Source organism: Jannaschia seosinensis (assembly GCF_001408515.1).
Lineage (GTDB): Bacteria > Pseudomonadota > Alphaproteobacteria > Rhodobacterales > Rhodobacteraceae > Jannaschia > Jannaschia seosinensis.
This window is the reverse complement of sequence record NZ_CYPR01000228.1, coordinates 1-21997: the sequence shown is the minus strand read 5'-3', so window position 1 is coordinate 21997 and position 21997 is coordinate 1. Positions and strand designations below refer to the sequence as shown.

The 21997-nt window shown below is 65.1% G+C and carries 26 protein-coding genes; 6 read left to right on the top strand and 20 right to left on the bottom strand.

The genetic code is table 11. The features are described 5' to 3' along the window. The first annotated feature begins 29 nt into the window (after positions 1-29). The 4 genes from JSE7799_RS17020 to JSE7799_RS17005 are packed head-to-tail and all read left to right on the top strand — an operon-like array spanning position 30 to position 4253. Entirely contained in the window at positions 30-2090 is a 2061-nt protein-coding gene (locus JSE7799_RS17020; protein WP_055664666.1) for a flagellar biosynthesis protein FlhA, read from the top strand. Continuing rightward, positions 2087-2839, top strand: coding sequence for a flagellar biosynthetic protein FliR (locus JSE7799_RS17015; protein ID WP_055664665.1), 753 nt, complete (start codon positions 2087-2089; stop codon positions 2837-2839). Before JSE7799_RS17020 ends, JSE7799_RS17015 begins: the two co-directional genes overlap by 4 nt. Next, positions 2836-3906, top strand: coding sequence for an EscU/YscU/HrcU family type III secretion system export apparatus switch protein (locus JSE7799_RS17010; RefSeq protein ID WP_055664664.1), 1071 nt, complete (start codon positions 2836-2838; stop codon positions 3904-3906). Before JSE7799_RS17015 ends, JSE7799_RS17010 begins: the two co-directional genes overlap by 4 nt. Beyond that, entirely contained in the window at positions 3903-4253 is a 351-nt protein-coding gene (locus JSE7799_RS17005; RefSeq protein WP_055664663.1) for a hypothetical protein, read from the top strand. Before JSE7799_RS17010 ends, JSE7799_RS17005 begins: the two co-directional genes overlap by 4 nt. On the opposite strand, the gene JSE7799_RS17000 is transcribed toward JSE7799_RS17005, so the two are convergent. From JSE7799_RS17000 to JSE7799_RS16960, 9 genes are read right to left on the bottom strand one after another with little or no spacing between them, the layout of a single operon-like run. Beyond that, positions 4250-4714, bottom strand: coding sequence for a hypothetical protein (locus tag JSE7799_RS17000; RefSeq protein ID WP_055664662.1), 465 nt, complete (start codon positions 4712-4714; stop codon positions 4250-4252). The two genes, JSE7799_RS17005 and JSE7799_RS17000, sit on opposite strands and share 4 nt — an antisense overlap. A 1-nt stretch (position 4715) precedes the next feature. Then, positions 4716-5447, bottom strand: coding sequence for a flagellar basal body L-ring protein FlgH (gene flgH / locus JSE7799_RS16995; protein ID WP_055664661.1), 732 nt, complete (start codon positions 5445-5447; stop codon positions 4716-4718). 11 nt (positions 5448-5458) lie between these two features. Beyond that, positions 5459-5878, bottom strand: coding sequence for a flagellar basal body P-ring formation chaperone FlgA (flgA, locus tag JSE7799_RS16990; protein ID WP_055664660.1), 420 nt, complete (start codon positions 5876-5878; stop codon positions 5459-5461). Continuing rightward, positions 5875-6660 (bottom strand): flagellar basal-body rod protein FlgG, encoded by a 786-nt coding sequence (gene flgG, locus JSE7799_RS16985; RefSeq protein ID WP_055664659.1) that lies wholly within the window; start codon positions 6658-6660, stop codon positions 5875-5877. Before flgG ends, flgA begins: the two co-directional genes overlap by 4 nt. A 13-nt stretch (positions 6661-6673) precedes the next feature. Continuing rightward, positions 6674-7387, bottom strand: coding sequence for a flagellar hook-basal body complex protein (locus JSE7799_RS16980; RefSeq protein ID WP_055664658.1), 714 nt, complete (start codon positions 7385-7387; stop codon positions 6674-6676). A gap of 3 nt (positions 7388-7390) precedes the next feature. Next, on the bottom strand, positions 7391-7657 hold the full coding sequence (locus tag JSE7799_RS16975; protein ID WP_055664657.1) for a flagellar biosynthetic protein FliQ: 267 nt from the start codon (positions 7655-7657) through the stop codon (positions 7391-7393). Between the two features lie 5 nt (positions 7658-7662). Next, complete coding sequence (gene fliE, locus JSE7799_RS16970; RefSeq protein WP_055664656.1) at positions 7663-7920, bottom strand: flagellar hook-basal body complex protein FliE; 258 nt, start codon at positions 7918-7920, stop codon at positions 7663-7665. A 33-nt stretch (positions 7921-7953) separates the two neighbouring features. Further along, a complete protein-coding gene (flgC, locus tag JSE7799_RS16965; RefSeq protein ID WP_055664655.1) occupies positions 7954-8346 on the bottom strand; it encodes a flagellar basal body rod protein FlgC in 393 nt (130 codons plus the stop codon). A gap of 2 nt (positions 8347-8348) precedes the next feature. Beyond that, positions 8349-8708, bottom strand: coding sequence for a flagellar basal body protein (locus JSE7799_RS16960; RefSeq protein WP_245624929.1), 360 nt, complete (start codon positions 8706-8708; stop codon positions 8349-8351). Between the two features lie 92 nt (positions 8709-8800). Here JSE7799_RS16960 and JSE7799_RS16955 point away from each other — a divergent pair, with 92 nt between their 5' ends. Then, entirely contained in the window at positions 8801-10138 is a 1338-nt protein-coding gene (locus tag JSE7799_RS16955; RefSeq protein WP_055664653.1) for a FliI/YscN family ATPase, read from the top strand. 16 nt (positions 10139-10154) lie between these two features. Here the strand turns inward: JSE7799_RS16955 and JSE7799_RS16950 are convergent, their stop codons facing one another. From JSE7799_RS16950 to JSE7799_RS16930, 5 genes are all read right to left on the bottom strand, one after another. After that, positions 10155-10940, bottom strand: a complete 786-nt coding sequence (locus JSE7799_RS16950) for a DUF1217 domain-containing protein (RefSeq protein WP_055664652.1) — start codon at positions 10938-10940, stop codon at positions 10155-10157. Next, the gene (locus JSE7799_RS16945; protein WP_055664651.1) at positions 10937-11341 is read right to left on the bottom strand and encodes a flagellar biosynthesis repressor FlbT; all 405 of its coding nucleotides are present in this window, start codon (positions 11339-11341) and stop codon (positions 10937-10939) included. Before JSE7799_RS16945 ends, JSE7799_RS16950 begins: the two co-directional genes overlap by 4 nt. Before the next feature lies 1 nt (position 11342). Further along, positions 11343-11714: a flagellar biosynthesis regulator FlaF gene (flaF, locus tag JSE7799_RS16940; RefSeq protein ID WP_083480661.1), complete on the bottom strand. Its 372-nt coding sequence runs from the start codon at positions 11712-11714 to the stop codon at positions 11343-11345. A 125-nt stretch (positions 11715-11839) separates the two neighbouring features. Next, on the bottom strand, positions 11840-12679 hold the full coding sequence (locus tag JSE7799_RS16935) for a flagellin N-terminal helical domain-containing protein (protein ID WP_055664650.1): 840 nt from the start codon (positions 12677-12679) through the stop codon (positions 11840-11842). Positions 12680-12909: 230 nt separating this feature from the next. Next, complete coding sequence (locus JSE7799_RS16930; RefSeq protein WP_055664649.1) at positions 12910-13374, bottom strand: Lrp/AsnC ligand binding domain-containing protein; 465 nt, start codon at positions 13372-13374, stop codon at positions 12910-12912. A gap of 135 nt (positions 13375-13509) precedes the next feature. Here JSE7799_RS16930 and JSE7799_RS16925 point away from each other — a divergent pair, with 135 nt between their 5' ends. After that, positions 13510-16452, top strand: a complete 2943-nt coding sequence (locus JSE7799_RS16925) for an L-glutamate gamma-semialdehyde dehydrogenase (protein WP_055664648.1) — start codon at positions 13510-13512, stop codon at positions 16450-16452. Between the two features lie 6 nt (positions 16453-16458). On the opposite strand, the gene JSE7799_RS16920 is transcribed toward JSE7799_RS16925, so the two are convergent. The 6 genes from JSE7799_RS16920 to JSE7799_RS16895 form a co-directional block, all read right to left on the bottom strand. Beyond that, positions 16459-17454, bottom strand: coding sequence for an ABC transporter ATP-binding protein (locus tag JSE7799_RS16920; protein ID WP_055664647.1), 996 nt, complete (start codon positions 17452-17454; stop codon positions 16459-16461). Next, positions 17451-18455 (bottom strand): ABC transporter ATP-binding protein, encoded by a 1005-nt coding sequence (locus tag JSE7799_RS16915; RefSeq protein WP_055664646.1) that lies wholly within the window; start codon positions 18453-18455, stop codon positions 17451-17453. The genes JSE7799_RS16920 and JSE7799_RS16915 overlap by 4 nt, the downstream gene beginning before the upstream one ends. 2 nt (positions 18456-18457) lie before the next feature. Beyond that, entirely contained in the window at positions 18458-19447 is a 990-nt protein-coding gene (locus tag JSE7799_RS16910) for an ABC transporter permease (RefSeq protein WP_055664645.1), read from the bottom strand. After that, the gene (locus JSE7799_RS16905; RefSeq protein ID WP_055664644.1) at positions 19444-19899 is read right to left on the bottom strand and encodes a GFA family protein; all 456 of its coding nucleotides are present in this window, start codon (positions 19897-19899) and stop codon (positions 19444-19446) included. Before JSE7799_RS16905 ends, JSE7799_RS16910 begins: the two co-directional genes overlap by 4 nt. Further along, complete coding sequence (locus tag JSE7799_RS16900) at positions 19896-20873, bottom strand: ABC transporter permease (RefSeq protein WP_055664643.1); 978 nt, start codon at positions 20871-20873, stop codon at positions 19896-19898. Before JSE7799_RS16900 ends, JSE7799_RS16905 begins: the two co-directional genes overlap by 4 nt. A gap of 537 nt (positions 20874-21410) precedes the next feature. Continuing rightward, a partial coding sequence (locus JSE7799_RS16895) for a transposase (protein ID WP_144431776.1) occupies positions 21411-21997 on the bottom strand: 587 nt, incomplete at its 5' end.

Here is a 21997-nt window from a genome sequence, read left to right as displayed (position 1 = left end):
CGGTCGATTGGATCTTGGGACGCGGCGCGATGAGAAGCATATTCCAACCGACGGCCCTTATGGCACTGGCCCTGATGGCCGTGATCCTGATGATGATCCTGCCGATGCCGGCATGGGTCCTCGATGTCGGGCTATCAGTCAGCTTCGGGCTCGCGATTCTGATCTTTACGACGGTTCTCTATATTGAACGTCCGCTCGACTTTTCTGCCTTTCCGACGATCCTTCTCGCGTCACTCATGCTGCGGCTATCGCTTAACGTATCCTCGACGAAGCTGATAATCGGTCAAGGCCACACCGGCACAGATGCCGCTGGCACTGTAATCGAGGGGTTCGCAAGCTTCGTTATGGGCGGCAGTATCGCGCTCGGTCTCGTCATTTTCGGTGTTCTGCTCATCGTGAATTTCATGGTGATCACAAAGGGCGCGACTCGGATGGCCGAAGTCGGCGCTCGATTCGCGCTCGATGGGATGCCTGGCAAGCAGCTGGCGATTGATAGCGACATGTCCGCAGGCGCAATCGACCATGAGGAAGCGAAGCGCCGGCGCGAACTTGAATTGTCGGAGACGACCTTCTTCGGATCGCTCGACGGAGCTTCGAAATTCGTCAAGGGCGATGCCGTAGCGGGCCTCCTCATCACGCTGCTGAATCTCGTCGTCGGCCTTAGCGTGGGCATGATCGCCCATAACATGCCGATTGGCGAAGCTGTGGAGACCTACGCCATCCTGACGGTGGGCGATGGTCTCGTCTCGCAGATTCCGGCTGTTATTATTTCAATCGCCTCGGGTCTGCTTCTGGCGCGCGGCGGTGGAAAAGGCGCCGTCGACATTGAGATCGTCGGCCAGATCGGGAAGCACCCGGCCGCCCTCGGAACGGTGGCGTTCATTATGCTCGTCTTTGCCATCGTGCCCGGCCTGCCGTTCCTGCCGTTCACGGTCGGGGCGCTGTTGCTTGCCGGAGCCGCATTGATGCGCCACCGCGCCACCGTTCAGGCGGCGGCCGAAGCAGAGCCGAAATTGGAAGCTCTCCCGACCGAGCGTGAAATCGGTGATATTCTCGCCCTGGACGACATCAAAGTCGAATTTGCGCTGGATCTGGTTGATTTAGCCCTCGACCCGGCGACGGGACTGGAGGGCCGTATAACGGGCCTGCGCAATCATATCGCCGAGAAATACGGGATCATCCTGCCGGAAATCCGTCTCACCGACGATCAGGGTCTTCCGTCCGGAACCTACGTGATCCGCATTCACGGAGTGGAGATGGCACGCGACCGGCTGGAACGCGATCACGTTCTCTTGCTCACGGGGACCGGTTCATCCGCAGAGATGCCCGGGCGAGAGGTGCGAGAGCCGGTTTATGGTGCACCCGCACGTTGGATCCTTGCCCGCGAGGCGGACGACTTGATCGGCGAGACCATCGTGACCCCGGGGGAGGTTCTGGCGACGCATCTTCTGGAGGTCATCAAGTCGAACTTCCCGCAACTTCTTGGCATGAAGGCGCTTCAGAGACTGCTCGATGCTTTCACCCGCGTCTCCACACCGGAACGTGCTGTCGCGAACCGCAGACTTCTCGACGAGATGATCCCCGGAAAGGTCCAGCCGGAGCTTCTCTTGTCTGTCCTCAAGCTTCTGCTTGCAGAGCGGGTCTCCGTTCGCAACCTGCCGGTCATCCTGGAGGCGATTGCGGAGAAGCGGGAGACGGGGTTTGGCCCGGAGGGGATTGCGGAGCATGTCCGCCATCGTTTGGCCGCGCAAATCACCGCAGATCTCAAACGACCGGATGGAACGCTTCCGCTCATTCAGCTAGCACCCGATTGGGAGAGCGCATTCGAGCAGCATCAGCTTGATGGTGCGAATGGCCAGAGCAACATCGCATTGCCGCCCGAACTGTTCCAGAAGCTTGCCGCCGGTCTTGCCGAAGGCATTGGCAAAGCGGCAAGGGAAGGCAATCACCCGGCAATTGTCACCTCCTCCCGGCGTCGGCGCTTCCTGCACGAGGTCATGGCCGCGCGCGGCCTTCCCAATCCGGTCATCGCCTATGAAGAGATCGGAACCCGCTCGACTCCGGCCATTCTCGGCTCCGTCTCCGCATGATCGAGGCGGGGCTTGCGCTGCATGACGCGATCGTGCCTCTGGTCGGAGCCCTCCTGCTGGTGTTCCTGCGCATCGGTGCGATGATGGCGTTCCTGCCTGGTTTGGGCGACAAGATGATCCCGGCCCGCGTGCGCCTGGTCGCCGCTTTTTCTCTAGCTGCGGCGGTCGCCCCGACCTTGGCGGCCCCGGAGGAGATCACCCCAAGCCTCATTGCCACCGAAACCGCAATCGGGCTCGCGTTCGGGGCGGTTCTGCGCTTCGTTGCGCTGGCGTTGACCATGGCCGGCATGATGGCCGCGCAATTGACCTCGCTTGCGCAGCTCTTCGGCACGGTCGAGCCGTCCTCCGCGATCGGCAATGTCCTGAACATCGCAGGACTTGCGCTTCTGATGGCGTCTGGCTTGCCGCTGATGGTGATAGACCTCCTGATCCGCAGCTACGACGTCCTGCCACTCGGCCTTGCGCCCGACGGCGGGGACATGGCGCGGTGGGGCATTGCCCGGGCTGCCGGCGCATTTGCCTTGGCGTTCGCATTGGCAGCGCCATTTGCGCTCCTTGCCCTCGTCTATAATCTCGCAATGGGCGTCCTGAACCGCGCAATGCCGCAATTGATGGTTGCGATGGTCGGCGCGCCGGCAATCACTTGGGCGAGCGCGCTCATCCTGTTCCTTGCTGCACCGCTTATGCTGACCGTATGGCGCGCGGCGATGATCGCGGCGCTCGGCGACCCGATCGGTGGTGGCCCATGAGTGAGGAGAGCGGCGCAGAACGCAGCCACGAACCTACACCGCAAAAGCTGCAGCAGGCCCGGGAAAAGGGCGATCTCGTCCGCTCACAGGATGTCGCGACATCGGCGGGCTATGCGGGAGTCCTGATCTGCCTGGTTCTTGTTGCACCTGGAGTGGCGCGCCGCCTGACCGACTTGGGCGGCGCTTTGATCCAGAACGCCGGCACGATAACGGGCCGGATGACGCGCGGCGATGGCGGCAAGGGTGCGGAAATTCTCTGGGAGGCCACCGCCGCCGCCACGCTCATGGTGGCAGCTCCGGCCGCACTCGTCGTTGCGGCGCTTCTGGCGCAGCGTGCCATCGTTTTCGCACCCACGAAGCTCTCGCCAAAGCTCTCCCGGGTTTCTGTCCTGGCGAATGCAAAGAACAAGTTCGGGCCGAGCGGCCTTTTCGAGTTTGCCAAATCAGCGACGAAAATGGGCATCTACGGCGCATTGCTCGTCGGGTTTCTCATGCGCCACTCCGACCGGATCATCTCCGCATCCGCCGTGGATCCGCGGGCGATACCGGCCCTGCTCCCCGAAATACTCTGGGAATTTGTTCTCGCCGTCGTACTTATTTCCGGCGCGATCGCCGCGGCGGATTACGCTTGGCAACAACATAGCCACATCGTCAAGAATCGCATGACGCGGCAGGAGGTCCTCGACGAAAGCAAACAGTCCGAGGGTGACCCCCACATGAAGCAGAAGCGCCGACAAAGGGCGCAGGAAATCGCCATGAATTCGATGCTTGCCGACGTTCCGGAGGCGACGGTCGTGGTTGTGAACCCGACCCATTACGCAGTGGCGCTGAAATGGTCGCCGATGGATCCCAGCCCACCTGTTTGTGTGGCCAAAGGGGTGGACCACGTTGCGATGCGAATCCGCGAAGTTGCCACGGATGCAGGCATCCCGCTTTACAGCGATCCACCGACGGCACGTGCGCTGCACGCCACGACCGAGATCGGCGACCCGATCGACCGCGCCCACTTCGCCGCCGTCGCCGCGGCGGTCCGGTTCGCGCGCGACCTGGCGGAGGCGAAAGCGTGAAAGACAACGAACTCGACGCTCTCTCGGAACTCGTTGCACTGAAAGAGCAGAAGACGGGCCACCGCCTCGCTCGGATTCAGGCGCTCATCGATCAACTCGAGGGCAAGGCGCAGGTCCTGCGCGATACGCCCGGAAACGCTGAGGATGATTTTGGCGCTGCGATCCTCCACGACAGGTGGCAGCGGTGGCGCGGCCAACAGCTTGCCGTGTTGAACGAGCAACTTGCGCGGCTGCATGCCGCCGCGCAGCCTGAGCGGGAGCGGCATGCACATAATGTCGCACGGCGAAATGTTGTTGAAAAACTTCGTGATCAGGCGCTTGCCGACAGGCGTGCCCGCCGGCCCTAGCGGCCTTGGCGGGACATCGCCATGATCAGAACACGCGCAGTCTCGTCACTCAGCCGTTGACGCACGACCTGGTTGAGCGTCGTGCGGAGCCGGTTGAGCATGAGTGAATCGGTAAAGTTTCCATCGAACCCGCCCTGACTCCCATGCCGGAAAAGTGCCTCGTTGATCGCGTCCCGCAGGACAGGTTCACGAAGCAGAATCGCCTCGGAACTTGTCTGCCCCGCTTCGACGCCAAGCATGAGCACCGCGTGGCTCCAAATCCGGCCATCCCGCAGGACCGGCACGACAAAACTGTTCTTCAGTTGAATAATGTTCCCTTCGCTCACTTCCTCTTTGGGCTCCGCGACGACGGGGGCTGCGTCATGGTCCTCGGCGGGGACGGCCGGGCGCGTGAGGAAGCCGCCATAAAGGCCGCCAGCGCCTGCGAGGACGACGATGACAAGGGCAATTAAAATCCGCATGTCAGAACGGCAGCAAGATGTCGGCGACCTGCTGACCGTATCGCGGCTGCTGCATGTCGGTGATCTGGCCGCGTCCGCCGTAGGAGATGCGCGCCGCTGCAATCTTGTCGTAGGTAATCTCGTTCTGCCGGGAAATATCCTCAGGCCGCACGTAGCCGGTCACCAGCAGCTCGCGCAGTTCAAAGTTGACCCGAACCTCCTGACGTCCCTCAATACGCAGCACGCCGTTCGGCTGAACACCGACGACCGTCGCGGCGACACGCAGCGTGAGGCGCTCTTTCCGCCTTACGCCACCCGATCCGGAGGATGCACTCTGCGAGGAGGTGGAGACGGCATTCTCTAGGCTCGATCCAGCCGGAAGGCCGGGCTGCAGGTTCTGCGGCAAACCGAACAGCTCCGGTAGCTGCAGGTTTTCGGAGCCTTTGCGCGACCGGTTTGTCGAATTGTCGATTTCTGCGCGATCATCGATCTCAACCACGACGGTAAGAATGTCCCCCCTCGTTTCCGCACGCCGATCGCCAAGCAGCGAACGCCGACCACCAGTCCAAAGCGATGCGGAGTTGATCTGATCGCCCCCCTCCAGAGCATCGAAGGCTGCCGGCGCATGCATCGCGCGATGCTCATCAGAACGCGAAATTGAACTCAGCTCCGGCGCTTGGCCAAGGTTAGCGATCCTTCCGCACGCAGTCAGGGCGAGCGCGGTGGTCAGAAGCAGGCAAAACGTGGATTTCATGAAGGCTCCGATCAGTTGACGACGACCGCGCCGGCCGCCGTGGCGATCCCGGTCACGGTGTTTCGAGAGGATAGATTCATCACGCGGACCGGTTCACCCTCGCCAGCGCGTTGGAGGGCCCGGCCCTCGAGCGTGATCGTCAAGCCGGCGCGCCGATAGACAAGGGGAACGACAGCATTGCGTGTGACGACCGTCGGAAGCCCCACATCGCGCGTTCGGATCGGGCGGCCGGGAAACAGGTTTACCCGTGCCTCGAGCCCGATCACGTCGCGAGGGTCGGCGAAGGCGTCGGCGGCGTCCTGATCGAGGAAGCCGAGATCGCCGGAATCGAGCGACATCCCCGCTCGCACCGGGTGAAGCACCGTCACCGTCTCCGCGGCCGAAGTCGAAGCCGTCCCGATCAGGGCCGCGAAGAGAAGCAGCCGGATCATCGGATCTGTGTCGTCGCCGACATCATCTGATCCGCCGCGGTGATGACCTTCGCGTTCATCTCATAGCCGCGTTGTGCTTCGATGAGATCGGTAATTTCACGGACCGAGTCGACCGAACTGTCCTCGAGGTAACCTTGCCGAAAGAAGCCCAGCCCGTCCTCACCGGCGAAGCCCACGAAGGGAGCCCCGGACGCTCCGGTTTCCGCATAGAGATTCGAGCCAAGCGCCTCGAGCCCTTTCTCGTTGGTAAAACCGACAAGCGTCAGTTGCCCCAGAAGCTCCGGCTCCACCCTGTCGGCGAAATCCGCATAGACCTCGCCCTCGGGGTTGATCGTGATGGACTGCGTGTCATCGGGAATCGTGATGTCCGGAACGACCGGGTGCCCGTCCGACGTCACCAGAAGACCGTCGCCCGTCCGCTTCAGCGCGCCGTCGCGGGTGTAGGCCGAGTTGCCGGACGGCAACGTGACTTCGATGTAACCGCGCCCCTGAATGGCGACATCGAGATCGCCGCCGCTCTGGCTGAGCGCGCCCTGCGCGACCTCCATCGTCACCGCCGTCGGCCGCACGCCAAGCCCGAGCTGGACACCCGCGGGCACGATCGCGCCGGTGGCGGAGTTGATCGCGCCGGCCCGCGTGACCTGCTGGTAATGCAGATCGGCGAACTCGGCCCGGCGGGCATTATAGCCGGTCGTGTTCATGTTCGCGAGGTTGTTGGAAATGACCTCCACCCGCGTCTGCTGTGCGGCCATTCCGGTCGCGGCGATACTTAGTGCACGCATGTCCTGCGTCTCCTCACCTGTCCATAAGACGGAGCATGGATTGCATCCGCTCGTGTTCTCGATCCATGAATCCCTGGCCCATCTCGTAAGCCCGCTGCACGCGAACCATCCGCGCGATCTCCGTCACGGGATCCACGTTGGACGCCTCCAGAAAGCCCTGAAGAACCCTAGGTTCCTCCACCGGTGCCACCTCGTCTGCGGCAAAGGCCGTACCGGCAACACGGGTCATCGCCCCAGGATCCAACGGCATGACGATACCCATCCGCGCGACGGGCTGACCGTTCGCCGAAACCGTCCCGTCGGGGGCTACGTTGATCGCCTCCGCGTCGATCGGAACGAAGAGCGGTGCGCCGCCCTCATCCAGAACGGTATGACCTTCGGGCGTCTGAAGCCCCCCGTCGGGGCCCGCCACAAACGCACCCGCACGAGTCAGATGGGGCTCGCCCGCGATCTCGATCTGGAAGAAGCCTTCACCCTCGATCGCGAGGTCGAACGTGCCTCCGGTCCGCTCCATTCCGCCTTGATTGAGGTTTGTGCTGTGGCCGTTTGCATGGGCAAAAGACACGGAAGGCGCACCGCGGGATCCCCCGACGACAAACTCGGAGAAGATCAGGCCTTCCGCACGATATCCGGTCGTATTCGCATTGGCGATGTTCTGGGCAATCGTGTCCATCTCGCGCAGCAGGCCGGTCTGCCGGCCGAGGGTGGGATAAACTCCATCGGTCATGGCTCAGAATCCCTGAATGATTGGAACGATCGTGTCGGTGAAGTAGCGGCCGAGCGTCAGGGTCATGAAGCTCATCGATGCCCAGAAGACGCCGAGAATCGCCGCCATCTTCGGGACGAAGGTCAGGGTCATCTCCTGCACCGATGTCAGCGCCTGAAAGAGGCCGATCGCCAAACCGACGATCAGGGCCACGCCCAGGATCGGTGCCGAGATGAGGACCGAGATCCACAACCCCTGCCGCAGCGTGTCAAAAAAGACGAGGTCGGCCATCGGGATCAGACCTGCATTCGCAGGATTTCCTGATAGGCCTCGACGACCCGGTCACGGACGGTGACGACGGTATCGACGGCGAGCTTGCTTTCCGCGATCGCCGTTACCAAAGCATGGGGATCGGCGCTCCCGGTGATGGCCTCCTGCGACTGCGTCTCCGCGTTGCGCAGCATGTCGGCAAAGCCAGCCATCGCCTCGACGGCCGAGTTCGATCGAGGCACGGGCGTTGAGCCCGCTCCAGCGAGAATTGGGTTGAGAACCATTCTGGTCTCCTGATTTTGAAGTGGATCTTTACGTTATCGCTTGAGCACGTCGAAAAGCTCCGCCGACATGCGCCGGACCTGCTCGAACATCTTCAGGTTCGCCTCGTAGCTGCGCTGCGCCTCGCGCGCGTCCGCCATTTCGGTGACGAGTTCCACGTTGGAACCGTCGTGATAACCCTGCGCATCGGCCATCGGATGCGATGGATCGTGAATTCGCGGAAGCTCGCCTTTCTTGAGTTGCACCGGGCTGGCTTCGATCGCGCCGCTGCGACGTCCGTCTTCGACCGTCTCGCGGAAGGTTATCGTCTTGCGCCGGTAACCAGGCGTGTCGGCGTTGGCGACATTCTCCGCAATGTGGCGCAGTCGCTGCCCCTGACCGCGCATGCCGGATGACAGGACGGAAAGCGCATTCGAGAATTCCGTCATCGCTACCTCCGACCGAGGCTTGCGCGCATCAGGTCGAGCGCGTTGCGATACACGGTAATGGCACGGTCGTGCCGGCGTGCGGCCTCGATACCGCGCAGGACCTGATCCTCCAGATCGACGCTGTTGCCGTTCGGATCGGCCGGCAGATCGCGCAGAACCGCCGCTTGAAGTTGCGTCGATCCTACTCCGAAATGTGCGGCATGCGTCCGCCGCAACGCAAATCCATCATCTGGGTCGAAGGCCGCAAGGTCCCGGGCCTTGAAGCCCGGTGTATCGGCATTGGCGACATTGGTGGCCAGCGTGGCCTGCCGCTGAGCCGCATGGCGCGCAGCGCCGGCGGCAAGGGACATGATCTCGGGCATCTGATTCACTGGCCAACTCCTTCGTCGTCCGTGCAACAAAGCCTTAAGGGTGATTCCTTTAGATTTCGTTTCGTCCGAGGGAGAGAAACGCCATGTCCGACACGACCACCGACCCGATCGAAACGCTGCGGCGACGGGTGGCCGGGATCCGGCGCGCCTATCAGGTTGGCCGCGTCATACGTCTCGATGCGCAGGGGTTTGCCGTCGAGGGCCTTTCCGATCACGCCTGCCTCGGGGACGAACTCGCCCACGAGGATCCAGACGGAGTCACCAGGCGGTCCGAGGTTACGCGCATCGAACGTGACATGCTTTGGGCGACCCCCTTCGGCGCGACCGACGGGCTTCGGATCGGTCTGGCGGTGCGTCCCGCGGGTCCTCCCTCGATCGCGCCGGACGACAGCTGGGTCGGGCGCGTCGTCGATCCGTTCGGAAATCCGCTCGACGGCCGCCCGCTTCACGCCGGCATGCCCCGCGCGCTCCGTGCGGAGCCACCCTCGCCAACCAACCGGCGGGGCATGGGACCGCGGATGACGACCGGCTTTGCCGTCCTCGATACGATGCTGCCGATCGTGGCAGGTCAGCGCGTCGGCCTCTTCGCCGGATCCGGCGTCGGTAAATCGACGCTTCTTGGCGCGTTGGCGCGGGGGATGGAGGCGGATATCTGTGTCTTGGCGCTCGTAGGCGAACGAGGGCGGGAGGTTTCCGACTTCGTCGCAAAGGTTTTGGGGCCCGAAGGGATGGCCCGGACAATCGTCGTTGCCGCAACCTCGGACGCGCCGGCGAACACACGCAGGCGTTGCGCCTTCGCCGCCCAGACGGTGGCGGAACATTTCCGCGACAAGAGTAAGCGAGTCCTCCTGCTTTGCGACAGCGTCACTCGCTTGGCCGAAGCACACCGGGAGGTTGCCGCCGCCGCCGGCGAGGAGGCCAGTCTTCGGGGCCATCCTCCAAGCCTGACGCCGCTTCTCGCTTCGCTTTGTGAGCGTGCCGGGCCGGGTACGGGCGCGCAGGGAGACATCACCGCAATCTACTCGGTTCTCGTCGCCGGATCGGACATGGAAGAACCCGTTGCCGATATCGTCCGCGGACAACTTGACGGGCACGTTGTCCTGTCGCGCGAAATCGCCGAAGCGGGTCGTTTTCCTGCCATCGACGTCCTGCGCTCGGTATCCCGCGCCCTCCCCGATGCGGCCACATCGGAGGAAAATCGCCTGATCGCCGAGATCCGGAAGACGCTTGGGGCGCTCGACCGTGCAGAGCTCATGGTCAGCTCCGGCCTCTACGAACGCGGGTCGAACCCCGAGATCGACCGGGCGATCGCATTGGTTCCGAAGATTGAAGGTCTGTTCACATCGACAGGCATGCCCCGCGTCTCCGACAGCTTCCGCCTCCTCGCCGGCGTCCTCGGAAACCCTTATTCAGGCACCTGACAGGACGCCCGCTGCGTCAGAATCCGCGCAGAAGTACCAGCGCCGGCGAGGTAACGGTACTTCCCGAACCGGCTTCGTCGAGCACGGTGAACCGGTCGATGAGACGAGACAGATTCTCCGGAGCGGCAATTTCGGACAGGTCACTCGTTCCCAATATGCGCTCGGACCGCTCCATGAAGGTCTCGATCTGACGGTCGATCGGCAAAGTGCCGAACGCCTTAGGCAGCCCGAGCGCTGTTTCCATCACCTTGCGCAGCGGTGCCGTACCCATGAGCGAAAACCACTTCGTCCGGTTGGAACTGTCCTCGGCGCCCAAGGCGGGAAGGTCCCGTTCCGCGTTCAGCGCCAAGCGCATGGTCTCGCTCGTCTGACCGATATCGGCTTCAAAGCGGCGGTCCGTATATCGCGCCGCAATCTTGTCGGCGAATCCCTCGAGCTTCGTGGAAGGTGTGTCGAAGTCACCGAACCCGAACGCGCGGGACAGATCGCGGTAGCGCTTGTCGGAGAGGCGGTTCGCAAGCGCGTCGTCCTCGACCGTGCCTTCCTCAAGCACCTTGCGGATGAAGAACTTGCTGCCGACATCAGCGCTCAGTCCAAACGCGTCCAACGTGACGGAGAGAAGGCGAAAATCGCCCACGAGTTGCTCCGCTGTCTCGATCTTCCCGATGTTCTCGCGGAAGTATTCGAGATTACGCTGGATCTGGGCACTGTCCGCGTGGGCGGCCCGCTGCGACTCGATCGTACGTTGGAGAAAGCGCCAACCGGTCAGGCCACCGGTCGGCACGAAGGGCTGGTATGTCATACCGACCCGACAGACAGGAGCTCCGCCTCCCTCCGGCGAAGGCGGCCGAGCTGCCGCAGCGCCTGATAGAACTGCCCTTCACGCAGATAGCCGGCCACCTCGTCGATGCAGGACCGGTCGGGACCGGCGACGAATGCCTCGCGCAGCGGGACGAGCGCGGCGAGTGTTTCAGGCACCCCCTCCTCGCAGGACCATTCGCCGATCAGCATCATCTGGACGGCGTGACACAGCCGGCCCACGGGCGTCTTCGCGCGCTCCGGGTCGATGGCGTCGCGCAGGCGCAGCAACTGGGTGTCGGGCGTCAGCAACCGCAGCCTCGCGCCGCGACCCACGTTTTCGATGACGGCACCGTTGACCACGATGCGGTCGCCGGCGGGGAACTTGAGCATCAATCCAGCCATGTCAGCGTCCCGCCGCCGAAAGACCCGCGGCCACGCGGCGGTTGATCTCGAAGAGCGGGGACGGATCGGCCGTGCCGCCGAACACCTGGCTCGTATGGCGATCGACGAAGCCCGCGAGGCTGATGAGGCTGGCGCGGAGCGCGTCAGGCAGCGCGTTGTCATCGGAGGCGCAGGCATAGGCCGCCGCCTGCCAGAGCCTGCGATTGTCGTGCAGTGCGGCATTTCGCGAGGCGATAGAGGCGTCATCATCGGCGAACACCGCCTCGAGCTTTCGCGTCACCTTGCCGAAAACCATCGCCTCGGCGCGGCCCGGCGATGTCAGGGAGGGGTCGATTGCGGCATAGGCTTCGGCCGCGTGTTGGGGGTAACCCATGGATCCGGTCTCTCAATTCTGGCGAGCTTCGCGCGACGCGCCTTTTGGCGGGCCGGCGATGGTCGGGCGCTTCGCGCCGTGTCCGAATGCCCGCCCCGAAACCTCCGGGGCGGGCGCGATCCGCGTCAGCGGAAGAGCGACAGGATCGATTGCGGCGCCTGGTTGGCGATGGACAGCGACTGGGTGGAGAGCTGCTGCTGCACCTGCAGGGCCTGAAGGCGGGCCGAGGCCTCCTCCATGTCGGCGTCGACCAGTGCGCCAATTCCCGACTTCATCGAATCGGCCAGCCTACCGACAAAGTCGCTCTGTCCCGAAAGTTGCTGCGCGGTTGAACCGAGCTTGGCGGCGCTTGCGATGGCTGTATCAAGGAAGCCCTCGATCTGTCCTAGCGCAGTTTCCGCATTGGCGACGCTATCGACTGTTGCTCGTGTCCCATTAACAATGCTAGTTTTCAGCATCTGAGAGTCAACTGAAATCGTCTTCGCATCGGGCGCGGCCACGCCCACTCGATCAAGAGAACTGAGCACCTGATATGATGTAGCGGCGCTATCAGTAGTATCAGCAAGAAGATTTATACCGTTAAACTGAGACGAATCAATAATGGCCTCGATCTGCTTCATTTTTGCCGCAATGTCTGTTTCGATCTTGTCGAAATCTGCACTGTCGTTCATGGCGCCCGCAGCCAGATCCTTCATTTCCCTAAGAATATCAGTGACCTGCTCGGCACCGGCGAGACCGACCGAAACCGTCGCCTCGGCCATGTTCAGTCCGTCCTGAATAACCTTGAACGAACTCTGGTCGGTTTCCATGGTCTTGGAAATTGCCCAGATGGCGGCATTGTCCTTGGCGGACGCGACCGATTTACCGGTCGAAATCTGCGATTGCGTTTCGCCGAGGCTCTTGTTGACGGATTGCAGCGTCTGGAGCGCGACCATCGCGCCGTTGTTGGTCAGAATGCTGGACATGTTTTTTCCTTTGAATGCGCCCGCTTCGCGGGCCTGTGACGACCGCCTTCGCGGCCAGAACGACATTCTGTCCTGTGCGGGCCGCCGCGGCGCGGTCGACCCATCCGCCATTCTCGGCGTACGGATCGTGGTAGAGATCCGCGCTTAAGCGGGTCTTAACGCGGCCCCTCCCGATGATTCGGATTCGCCACGCATTCGAACGACCGCGCGGCGCATGGCCGCATCACGGCCTAGCCGGGCAGGGCCCCGCCCGCCACGACCTCCTCCATGACGACGTAGGTCCGCGTCTCCCGCACACCCGGCAGGGTCGCCAGCGCATCCGCCAGGAACGCGCGGTACGCCGCCATATCCGCATGACGCGTCTTGAGCAGGTAATCGAAGCCGCCCGCGACCATGTGGCATTCGTCGATCCCGGCCACGTCGCGCACGGCGGCGGCGAAGGCGTCGAACACCTCGCCGTCGGTGCGGTCCAGCTTGACCTCGACGAAGGCAATCAGCCCCCGCCCGAGCGCCGCCCAGTCGAGGCGCAGCGTGAACCCCGCGATCACCCCCTCGCGCTGCAGGCGGCGCATCCGCTCCGCCGTGGCGTTCGGCGACAGGCCGATCCGCTCCGCCAAGGCCGTCACCGACAGCCGCGCATCGGCATGGAGAACCCGGATCAGCCGCAGATCCGTCCGGTCGATAATCGCGAACATGGTGAATTCTCCTGCCGGATGGCCATGCGACAGAGAATATGCGCAAATTTCCCATGGGCAATCGCCCGCTTTTGGTGAACGCATCGGCTCCGATCGTGCTACCATACATGGAAACCCTGTCCGGAGACGCTGTCCATGTCCCTCGATGCACCCTATGCCCCCGCCGACGAAACGCTGATCGATGGCCTGCTGCCGCAGGCGAAAACGTCGCCTGAGACGCGCGCCCGCGCCGAGCGCCTCGTGCAGGGGATCCGCAAGGCCCGGACCCGGATCGGCGGGCTCGAGGATTTCCTGCGCGATTACAACCTGTCCACCCGCGAGGGGCTGGCGCTCATGGCGATGGCCGAGGCGCTGCTGCGCGTGCCCGACGAGGCGACGCAGGATGCGCTCATCGCCGACAAGATCGGGGCGGGCGACTGGGCCGGGCATGAGCCGTCGGATGCGTGGCTCGTCTCCGCGGCGACCTGGGGCCTCGGCATGTCGAACCGCCTCCTGCGCCCCAGCGACACGGTGACGGGCGTCCTCGGCGGCCTCACGCGCCGCATCGGGGCTCCCACGGTCCGCACCGGCGTGCGTCAGGCGATGCGCTTCATGGGCCATCAGTTCGTTCTGGGCGAGACCATCGAAGGCGCCCTCAAGCGCGCGCGCGAAAACGAGAAACGCGGCGCCCGCCACAGCTACGACATGCTGGGCGAAGGCGCGCGCACGCAAGACGACGCCATCCGCTACGCCAAGGCCTATGCCGGCGCGATCGACGTGATCGGCCGGTCCGCGGGCAACCGCCCCCTGCCCGACCGACCCGGCATCTCGGTCAAGCTTTCGGCCCTCCACCCCCGCTACGAGCCGCGCAACCGCGACGCCGTGATCGCGGAACTGACCCCGGTCCTGCGCGACCTGATGGAACGGGCCAAGAGCTTCGACCTGAACTTCACCGTCGATGCCGAGGAGCAAGAGCGCCTCGACCTGTCGCTCGACGTGATCGAGGCGGCCTGCGCGGATGGCATCCTCGACGGATGGAACGGCTTCGGCCTCGCCATCCAGGCCTACGGCAAGCGCGCCCTGGCCGTCATCGACTGGATCGGCCGTCTCGCCCGGCGCGAGGGGCAGACCCTGATGGTGCGCCTGGTGAAGGGCGCCTATTGGGACACGGAGATCAAGCACGCTCAGGTCGAGGGGCAGGACGATTACCCCGTCTTCACCCGCAAGGCCGTCACGGACCTGAACTACCTCGCCTGCGCCGAGCGGATGCTGGCGCTGCGCCCGCATCTCTACCCGCAATTCGCCACCCACAACGCGCTGTCGATCGCGCGGATCATCGACATGGCGGGCGACGAAAAGGGCTACGAGTTCCAGCGCCTGCACGGCATGGGCGAGGCGCTTTATGCGGTGGTGGCCAAGGAGACGAACGTCCCCTGCCGCATCTACGCACCCGTCGGCGGCCACCGCGACCTGCTGGCCTATCTCGTGCGGCGACTCCTGGAAAACGGCGCATCGACCTCCTTCGTGGCGCAGGCGGGCGATGACGACGTGCCCGTCGCCGACGTGCTCGACTTGCCCACCGATCTGGCCAGCATGCCGCGCCATCCGAACATCCCCGCGCCCGCGGCGCTGTTCGATCCTCGCCCGAATTCGAAGGGCTTCACCTTCGGCGACCGCCCTGCCCTGTCGAAGCTCGCCCGTGCGATGCGCAACGCGCCCGAGGCGCCGACCCCCAAGGCGTTCACCAAGGCCGACGTGACCGCCGCGATGTCGCGCGCCGCTGCGGCGTTCCCCGCATGGCGCGACACGGCCCCCGCGATCCGCGCCGCCGCCTTGCGCCGCGCCGCCGACCTGCTGGAGCGGGATCGCGCCGCCCTGATGTCCACGCTCGCGCGGGAGGCGGGCAAGACGATCGACGACGGCATCGCCGAGGTCCGCGAGGCGGTCGACTTCCTGCGGTATTACGCCGACGAGGCCGAGACGCTCTGCGCGTCCCGCACGCTGCCCGGTCCGACCGGCGAATCGAATGTCTGGCGCGCCCGCGGGCGCGGCGTCTTCGTCACCGTGGCGCCCTGGAACTTCCCGCTGGCGATCTTCCTCGGCCAAACCGCTGCCGCCCTAGCCGCCGGCAACGCCGTCGTGGCCAAACCCGCGCCCCAGACGCCGCGCATCGCCGCACGCGCCGTGGCGCTGTTGCACGAGGCGGGCGTGCCGCAGGACGCGCTGATCCTCGCGCCGGGCGGCACCGAGGTCGGACAGGCCCTGACGGCGGATTCACATCTGGCGGGGGTCGCCTTTACCGGCTCGACGGCGACGGCGAAGGCAATCGCCCGCGCGCTGGCGGAGCGTGACGGAGCGATCCTGCCCCTGATCGCGGAGACGGGGGGCATCAACGCGATGATCGTCGATGCGACCGCCCTGCCCGAACAGGTGACGGGCGACGTGGTCCTGTCGGCCTTCCGCTCCGCCGGACAGCGCTGCTCGGCCAGCCGCATCCTCTACGTGCAGGAGGACGTGGCCGACCGGATGCTCGACATGATCGCCGGCGCCGCCGCGACGATGCGGCTGGGCGACCCGATGGATCCGGCCACCGATATCGGCCCGATCATCGACGACGAGGCGCTCGACCGCCTGAAGGCGCATGTCGCCGAGCACCGGCCCCGCTTCCAGGCCAAGGCGCCCGAAGGCCGCTTCATGCCGCCGACCATCATCGAACTGGGGCGCAACGAAAAGCTGACCAAGGAAGTGTTCGGCCCGGTCCTGCACGTGAAGCGCTGGCGCGCGAACGAGATCGACCGGGTGCTGGAGGAGATCGCCGCAACGGGCTATGGCCTGACCTTCGGCCTCCACAGCCGGATCGACGCGACGATCGCGCATGTGACGGCGCGGGTCGGCGCGGGCAACGTCTACGTCAACCGCAACCAGATCGGCGCCATCGTCGGCAGCCAGCCCTTCGGCGGGCGTGGCATGTCGGGCACCGGGCCGAAGGCCGGCGGTCCGCTTTACCTTCAGCGCTTCGTCGAGGAAGTCGTGGTTTCGACCGACACGACGGCCGCCGGGGGCAATGCCTCGCTCATTGCGATGGGGGAGTCGCGCTGAGGCCCCTCAGGCGGCCTTCAGCTCGATCTCCCCGGCATGGTGGCACGCGACGCGGCCCGCCCCGAACGGGGCGAGCGGCGGACGCTCGCGCCGGCAGATATCGGTGGCCAGCGGACAGCGCGGATGAAAGGCGCAGCCCGGCGGCGGATCGATCGGATCGGGGATCTCGCCCTCGGGCGGGACCACCTCGCGGCCGAACGCGTCGAGCCGGGGCGCCGCGTCGATCAGCATCGCCGTATAGGGATGGGCGGGCTTGGTAAAAAGCACCTCCGGCGCCGCCTCCTCCACCAGACAGCCCAGATAGAGCACCCCGATCGTGTCGGCCATGTGCCGCACCACGGTCAGATCGTGAGAGATGAACAGGTAGGTCAGCCCGTGCTCGTCCTTGAGGTCGGACATCAGGTTGAGAACCTGCGCCTGCACCGACACGTCCAGCGCCGAGGTCGGCTCGTCGCACACGATCAGGCGCGGCTCGGACGCCAAAGCACGGGCCACGCAGATACGCTGTCGCTGCCCGCCGGAAAACTGGTGCGGATACTTGCCCGCATCCTCGGCGGCGAGGCCCACCTGCTCCAGAAGCCGCTCGGCCAGACCCTTGGTGTCGCCCCCGCGCGCGACGACGGGCTCGGTGATGATGTCGCGCACCCGCCAGCGGGGGTTCAGCGAGGCGAAGGGATCCTGAAAGATCATCTGGATGTCGGAGCGGATGCCCTCGATCACCGACGGATCGCGCTCAGCGAAGAGGTCCACGCCTTCGATCTCCACATTGCCCTTCGACGGGCGCAGGAGACCCACGATCATCTTGCCGATCGTGGACTTGCCCGACCCGCTCTCGCCCACCAGCGCATAAGTCGTCCGCTCCGGGATGTCGAAGCTGACGTCGCTCACGGCGGTCAGGCGGCGCTTGGGCAGACGCTCGATCACCCGGTTGAGCCAGGGCTTCGAGACGTCGAAGACGCGGGTGAGATTGCGGATCGCGACGAGGGGATCACTGGGGCTCATGCGGCGTCCTCCCCGGCTTCGATGGGGAACCAGCAGGCGGCGCGGTAATCGGCCTTTCCCACGACCGGGCCGGGATCGTGGCGGCACTTGTCCTGCACGCGCGGACAGCGGGGATGGAAGGCGCAGCCGTCGGGCATCCGCGTCAGCCGCGGCATGGCGCCGGGGATCTGCCGCAATCGGGCCTGTCCCGCGCTGGCGGCCGGCGTCGACGCCATCAAACCGTCGGTATAGGGATGACGCGGCGATCCGACGATCTCCGCGACCGGCCCGATCTCGGCCAGCCGCCCGGCATACATGACGGCCACGCGGTCGGCGGTCTCGGCGATGACGCCCATGTCGTGCGTCACCAGCATCGCCGCCATTCCCCGCTCCCGGCAGAGGCGCTTGAGGAGCGCCGTAATCTGCGCCTGCACCGACACGTCGAGGGCGGTCGTCGGCTCGTCCGCGATCAGCAGCGTCGGCTCCGCACAGAGCGCCAGCGCGATGACGACACGCTGCCGCATGCCGCCGGAAAATTCGTGCGGATAGGCGCCGAGCCGATCCTTCGCGGCCGGAATGCCCACCTCGTCGAGGCCCCGGACCGCGCGCGTCCGCGCCGCATCGTCGGAGACGTCGAGATGGCGCGTGATCGTCTCGGTCAACTGCTCGCCCACGGTCAGAAGCGGGTTCAGCGACGTGAGCGGGTCCTGGAACACCATCCCGATTCGCTTGCCCCGGATGCGACGCATCTTCTGCAAAGGCAGGTTGTCGATCCGCTCCCCCTCCAGCAGCACCTCACCGCCCGCGATGCGCGCCGGCGGGTCGAGAAGGCCGATCACCGCATTGCCGGTCATCGACTTGCCCGCGCCGGATTCGCCCACCACGCCGAGGATCTCGCCGGCCTCGACATCCCACGACACCGCATCGACAGGACGCAGCACCCCGTGCCGGGTGGGGATCTCGACGGTGAGGTCGCGGAGGGAGAGAACGGGTGTGGCCGTCCGGCCGGTCGCATCGGTCATGGTCACCTCAGCCTCGGGTTGAGTGCGTCCCGCAGCCAGTCGCCGAGCAGGTTCACCGACAGCGCCAGCATCAGCAGCGTCACGGCCGGGAAGAACAGGATCCACCACTCACCGGAGAACAGGAAATCCTGCCCGATCCGGATGAGGGTGCCGAGCGACGGCTGCGTGGGCGGCGCGCCGACGCCGAGGAAACTCAGCGTCGCCTCCGCGATGATGGCCAGCGCCAGCGAGATCGTGGCAATCACGAGGACCGGCGACAGGACGTTGGGCAGGATGTGACGCAGCATGATGGCGGCGGGCGTGCGTCCGATGAGACGCGCGGCCTGAACGTATTCCTTGTTCCGCTCCACCAGCGTCGCGCCCCGAACGACGCGGGCGAACTGCACCCAATCCGACAGGCCGATGGCGAGGATCAGGACCCAGATCGCCATCTGGTCGCGGTATTCGATGGGGATGATCCCGCGCGCGATCCCGAAGATCAGAAGCGCCACGAGGATCGACGGAAAGGTCAGCTGCACGTCGGCCACGCGCATGATCACGCTGTCGGCCCAGCCCCCGGCATAGCCTGCCAGAAGCCCCAGAAGCACGCCCAGCACCAGCGCGAACAGCACCGCCATGAACCCTACGAAGAGCGAGACGCGCATGCCGTAGAGGATGGTCGAGAACACGCCCCGCCCCTGATCGTCCGTGCCCATCAGGAAGGTCTCGCCGGTGAAGGCGTTCGGCTCGCCCGGCGGAGTGAAGCCGTTCATCAGGTTCAGCGAGGACGGATCGAACGGATTGGTCGGGGCGATCCATGGCGCGAAGATCGCCGCCAGGACGAGGACCAGCGTGATGAGGGTCGCGACGATGGCGACCGGCGAGCTGCGGAAGGAATAGGCGACGTCGCTGTCCCACACGGCGCGCCAGCGCGACGGGCGGACGATCTCGGCCTCTTCCAGCCGGTCGGTCGGCTTGGGGCCTTGGCGGGTGGCGTCGGGCAGGTCGCTCATGCGCTCAGCCCCCGACGCTCGTGCCACGCGGCGAGGCTCTCTTCAGGATAGGCGTCGAAGGTCTCGTCCTCCGGCGCGACCTGCGGGACGGCCCAGTTGGCGCGGGAGGCCAGCATCATGTGCGTATGCGCGGGCGGCACCGGCAGGTCGGTGTCGATGGCGGAGGCATGGGGATGGATCAGCTCGGGCCAATCCGGCGCGAAGCCCCACAGCGCCGAGCCGCAGGTACGGCAGAAGGTCCGCTCCATCGCCTCGCTCGACCGGTAGGTGGAAATGTTGTCGCGCCCCTCGACCTCAAGGGTGTCGGCGCGCGCGCCGATATTGATGGCGAAGCCGCCCGCACCGGCCGTCTTGCGGCAGATGGAGCAATAGCACCGCTGATACGGCACCGGGTGCGGCGCCTCGACGGTGAAGCGCACCGCCCCGCAATGGCACGAACCATCCAGCTTCATGAATGCCTCCCCTCGACGCGCAGACGCGGATCGACCCAGACATAGAGGATGTCCACGAGCAGGTTGATGAGCACGAACATCACCGAGATCAACATCAGATAGGCGGCCATGACGGGGATGTCGACGAATTGCACCGCGTTGATGAACAGCAAGCCCACGCCCGGCCACTGGAACACCGTCTCGGTGATGATGGCGAACGCGATGATCGCGCCGAGTTGCAGGCCGGTGACGGTGATGACGGGAATCATCGTGTTCTTGAGGGCGTGGCGGAAATTCACCGCCCGCGCCGAAAGGCCCCGCGCCCGCGCGAATCGGATGTAATCCTGGCGCAGCACCTCCAGCATCTCGGACCGCACGAGCCGCATGATCAGTGTCATCTGGAACAGACCCAGCGTGATCGCGGGCAGGATCAAGGACTTGAGACCGGAGGTCGTCAGAAACCCGGTCGTCCACCAGCCGAGGTCCACCACTTCGCCGCGCCCGAAGGTCGGCAGCCACCGCAGCTGCACGCCAAACACGTAGATCAGCAGGATCCCGATGAGGAAGGTCGGCAGCGAGACCCCGATCAGCGAGGCCGACATGATGATGTTCGCCGCCCAACCGTCGCGCCGGATCGCGGTGAACACCCCCAGCGCGATCCCGAGCCCCAGCGCCAGAAGCCCCGAGACGAGCGCGAGCTCCAGCGTGGCGGGCGCGCGCTCGGCGAGAATTTCGGCCACGGGGCGGGACTGGCGGTAGGAGATGCCGAAATCGCCCTGCACCGCGCGCCCGAGGAAACTGGCATATTGCATGATGAACGGATCGTTCAGACCCAGCGCCTCGCGCAGACGCTCGACGTCCTGAACGGTGCGCTCCTGGCCCAGAAGCTGCTCGATCGGGTCGCCCACGAAGCGGAACATGGAAAAGGCCACGAGCCCGACCACCAGAAGGACGAGCACGGATTGCAGCACGCGGCGGATGATATAGGCAAGCATCCTGCGGGTTTCTCCCCTCGGCCTGCCGCGGTCAAGCACTCACGCGGCGTTTACCGTCGAGGTTGCACGACCATGTGCAGGATTCGCCCTATGCCGACGCGGAAAATCGCAGGCGTGCGGGCTGTGCGGCAAGATTCGCAACGGGCAGTCGAAGTCGCCCCCGCCGGACCTCAAATCGCCAGCGGCACCAGATCGGCGGTTCCCTCCGACATTCGCTGCGCACCAGAAGTTTCGTGGGACCGAGGGCGACCTGTTCTTCACCGTATCGCGTCGTCACCGCGAGACGGAATTTGCACCAGCACCCGCGCATTCGAACAGGCACCGAAGTCCTGCGCCCTGAAAGTCGTCGTTACACCCAGCGCCGTGGCGTTAACCCGCATAATTCATGAAGCTGCGGACTTGTGCTCCGTGGGATGGTTTCCCCGGTCTCGGTTTTCTTGCGCGCACCCGGTGTTTGCGTCCGGTTGGCAGGCCGGCCGGTGACTTGGGTCTTGGGCGATACGGGTTGATGTTTCGGGGTTTGTCGGGGCGCTTGCGTCAGGCTGTTTTCGGTGGGGCGAGGGCGTCGAAGAGAAGGAGGAGAAGTCCCTTTCGGGGACACGATGCCGGCAGGGTCACGATGATCCGGGTCTTCTTTTCGACGATGGTGGCGGCCAGTTTGACGAGATGCAGCCGCAGCGTGTCGAACTGGGCGCGGCGCCATGGTGGACGTTTTGGGCAAGCCGCGCGAAGCTTCCACCAGACCCAGTAGGCGCAGCCGTGCAGCATCAGGCGCATCTGGTTGGCGTTCGCCTTCGAGCATGATGTCCGGTCTGATGCGAGATGGGTTTTCCACGCCTTGATGTGGTTCTCGGCCTGGCCGCGGGCGGAATAGAGCTTCTCGTAAAGGTGCTTACCGCGGCCGCCCTCGAGGTTGGTGACGACGTAGCGGGTGTCCCGACCCATGGGGCCAACCTCGACGCGGGCGATGACGCGGCGGGGTTTCGACCACGAGCGGGCTGCGTAGGAGAAGGTTTTGAACCGGCGCAGCTTCTGACCCGGCGTCCGGACGTAGCGCGCCGCCGTCGATGCCTCCAATGCCGAGATGTTCTGCGCCAGACGGCCGTTCTTTGACAAACCAAAGA